The sequence below is a fragment of the Stenotrophomonas sp. HMWF003 genome (assembly GCF_003061285.1).
In the GTDB taxonomy this organism is placed as follows: domain Bacteria; phylum Pseudomonadota; class Gammaproteobacteria; order Xanthomonadales; family Xanthomonadaceae; genus Stenotrophomonas; species Stenotrophomonas maltophilia_AP.
This window is the reverse complement of record NZ_QAIW01000434.1, coordinates 2,634-6,081: the sequence shown is the minus strand read 5'-3', so window position 1 is coordinate 6,081 and position 3,448 is coordinate 2,634. Positions and strand designations below refer to the sequence as shown.

At 64.9% G+C, this 3,448-nt stretch carries 3 protein-coding genes; all 3 read left to right on the top strand.

The window, feature by feature from the left end:
- The first annotated feature begins 132 nt into the window (after positions 1-132).
- The 3 genes from gcvT (at position 133) to DBR34_RS18660 (ending at position 3,218) form a co-directional block, all read left to right on the top strand.
- Positions 133-1,245 carry a glycine cleavage system aminomethyltransferase GcvT gene (gene gcvT / locus DBR34_RS18670; protein ID WP_128097887.1) on the top strand — a complete coding sequence of 371 codons (1,113 nt, stop codon included), beginning with the start codon at positions 133-135 and terminating at the stop codon, positions 1,243-1,245.
- 89 nt (positions 1,246-1,334) lie between these two features.
- Complete coding sequence (gene gcvH / locus DBR34_RS18665) at positions 1,335-1,730, top strand: glycine cleavage system protein GcvH (RefSeq protein ID WP_128097886.1); 396 nt, start codon at positions 1,335-1,337, stop codon at positions 1,728-1,730.
- A 936-nt stretch (positions 1,731-2,666) separates the two neighbouring features.
- Entirely contained in the window at positions 2,667-3,218 is a 552-nt protein-coding gene (locus DBR34_RS18660; RefSeq protein WP_128097885.1) for a histone, read from the top strand.
- Positions 3,219-3,448 lie beyond the last annotated feature (230 nt).

Below are 3,448 nucleotides of genomic sequence, written 5' to 3'. Positions count from 1 at the left end.
ACCCGGGTGCGGGTGGTGGCGGTGGAAGGCATGACACTGCAGGTGCAGCCGGTCTGACGCAACGCCGCAGGCGTTGTGAAGACGGTTCTGGGATAATGCCGGTCTTGCCTTCATTCCCCCGGAAAAATGGTCATGACCCAGAAGACGCTTCTCAACGACACCCACCGCGCGCTCGGCGCAAAGATGGTCGATTTCGGTGGCTGGGACATGCCCATCCATTATGGTTCGCAGCTGGACGAGCACCACCTGGTGCGCGCCGATGCGGGCATGTTCGACGTCAGCCACATGACCGTGGTCGACCTGCGCGGTGAGCAGGTCAAGCCGTTCCTGCGCACGCTGCTGGCCAATTCGGTGGACAAGCTGAAGGCCACCGGCAAGGCACTGTATTCGTGCATGCTCAACCCGCGCGGCGGCGTCATCGACGACCTGATCGTGTACTACCTGGCCGACGACTTCTTCCGCATGGTGGTCAACGCCTCCACCCGCGAAAAAGACCTGGCCTGGATCCGCGAGCAGGCGGCCGCCTTCAACGTGGAGGTCACCGAGCGCGAAGACCTGGCCATCATCGCCGTGCAGGGCCCGACCGCTCGCGAGCGGGTGATCGGCCTGGTCGCCGACGGCGACCGCGCGGCGCTGGAGAAGCTGGGCCGTTTCGCCGCGCTGGAGGCCACCGCCGCCAGTGGCACGCCGCTGTTCGTGGCGCGTACCGGCTACACCGGTGAAGACGGTTTCGAGATCCTGCTGCCGCAGGCCGACGTGGTGGCGTTCTGGAATGCGCTGGCCGCCGCAGGCGTGCGCCCGGCCGGGCTGGGCGCGCGCGACACGCTGCGCCTGGAAGCCGGCATGAACCTGTACGGCCAGGACATGGATGAAGACATCACCCCGTACGAAGCCGCGCTGGCCTGGACCGTGGCGCTGGACGAGGGCCGCGACTTCATCGGCCGTGACGTGCTGGAAGCGCAGAAGGCAGCGGGCGATGCGCGCCAGCTGATCGGCCTGGTGATGGACGAGAAGGGCGTGTTGCGCCACGGCCAGCCGGTGCTCACTGCCAGCGGCCAGGGCGAGATCCTGTCCGGCACGTTCTCCCCGACCCTGGGCAAGGGCATTGCGTTCGCGCGGGTGCCGGCCGGTGAACTGGGCCAGGTGCACGTGGACATCCGCGGCAAGCAGGTGCCGGTGCGCGTGGTGAAGTTCCCGTTCGTGCGCGAAGGCCAGGCCCAGCCGGGCGTGCTCGCCGACGCCTGATTTTTTCCCGGCGCCGACCTGTCAGTGGTCGGCGCCGGTGGTTACACTACCCCCGTTTCTTGACCCCTGATATTCCTCGGAGCAGTCCCATGAGCGAGATCCCCGGCGACCTCAAATTCCTCAAGTCCCATGAGTGGGCACGTGTCGAAGGCAATGGCCGCGTCACCGTCGGTATTTCCGACCACGCCCAGGGCCTGCTTGGCGACCTGGTGTACGTCGAACTGCCGGCCGTCGGCGATGAAGTGAAGGCCGGCCAGCAGGCGGCCGTGGTCGAGTCGGTCAAGGCCGCCTCGGACGTGTACAGCCCGGTCACCGGCACCGTGGTCGAAGTCAACGAAGCGCTGTCGGACAAGCCGGAAACCATCAACGAAGATGCCTACGGCGAAGGCTGGATCTACGTGGTCGAGTTCTCGGCCAACGACGAGTTGAACGATCTGCTGGGCCCGGACGAGTACGCCGAGCTGCTGGAAGACGACGATCACTGATCGTCGCCGGATCAGAAAGAACGGTCGCCTGGTGCGGCCGTTTTTTTTTGCCCGCGCAGTGGCCGTCAGCGCCATCGTTATCCGTACGTGACGAAAAACGCCGGCGATGCGGTCGGCGATCGCGACGCCGTTGGCCGCTTATGCGCATCGGTGGGGTGCGCATTACCGTCCGGTCATGAGCGCGCGTCCGGGTGTCGGCATGTGCGCCGGGTGTCCTTGGCGATCGCGCGCGGTGCGCATCCGGGTCGCGCGCGGCGGTGACGGCGCGTCGAACCGGTGCGATCCGGGTGGCGATGACCGCCGGAAAGTTTGCGCATTTGCGTAAATCCGGTGGCAAAAAGCGATCGAAGATGTGAAAAGTTTTCGCCTCCGTTTGGGTGCGGTGTGGGTAGCGTCCGGGGTGCCGTCGGGTGCGCGCGCACGGGTGCCGGGATGCGCGCGGTGCGCGCGCGCTGAAAATGCGAAAGTGCTTCTTTTAAGCGGTTTTCTTTTCGCGTGTGGCATGCGTGGCGTGTCCGGTCGCTGCGTGCACGGCAACATTGCACGCCGTTGGCGGTGTTCGTGGAGGGGGGCGGCGTCGGCTTGCGGGGGCCTTCGGTGTGAAAATTTTTCGCCGGGGTTGTTGACAGTGAAAAAAAGCGTGATTAGGTTTCGCCACAGCAGACCTTGCTGCGAACAGAGTGAGCAGAATCGACATCCAGTCGCGAAGCACAACCTGGACATCCACCTCGCGTCAGAAGACGGTGGAGATGGCTTCGCTTCCCTCGGCGAACCGCAAGGCCCCTTCCCATTCGATACCCGCCTGGCCACCTGCGGTGGGTATCCCCGTATCCGTCACGACGCGCTTGACGCGACGGCGGTCCCCGCGATGTCGCACTGCGGGTTTGCTTTACCTGGGCGTTTTCACTCCATAGATCACTGACGAGGAGCCATCCCATGGCAACCAAGAAAGCTGCGAAGAAAAAGCCGGCCGCCAAAAAGGCCGTCAAGAAGGTAGCCAAGAAAGCCGCCGCCAAGAAGGCCGTGAAGAAGGTAGCCAAGAAGGCGGCTGCCAAGAAGACGGTGAAGAAGGCAGCGAAGAAGGCGACCGCCCGCAAGGCAGTGAAGAAGACGGCAAAGAAGGCAGTCCGCAAGGTTGCCAAGAAGGCCGCCGCCAAGAAGACCGCGAAAAAGGCAGTGAAGAAGACGGCGAAGAAGGCAGTCCGCAAGGTCGCCAAGAAGGCCGCCGCCAAGAAGACCGCCAAGAAAGCCGTCCGCAAGGTAGCCAAGAAGGCCACGGCCAAGAAGGCTGCCAAGAAGACCGCGAAAAAGGCCGTACGCAAGGTAGCCAAGAAGGCCACCGCGAAGAAGGCCACCGCACGCAAGGCGCCGGCGAAGAAGGCCGCTGCCAAGAAGGCGGTGAAGAAGGTTGCAAAGCGCAAGCCGGCCGTTCGCAAGAAGAAGGCCGCACCGGTCGCCCTGCCGGCAACTCCGGCACCGCTGATCTGACGCAGTTCCCGATGCCGTAACTGAAACCCCTTCCCTGGCAGCCCAGCGGGGAGGGGGTTTTTTTATGGGCGAAGATTGCGCACCGCGGGCGCGGGGGCGCTTCGGCCGGCGTTAGCGGGATGGCATCCGGTATGCGGACCGGGGCACACCGCACACGGTGTGCCGGTAGAGCCGACCGTTGGTCGGCTGCCCCTGCGGCGGCCGCTGTGGCGATTTCGTGGCAGCCGACC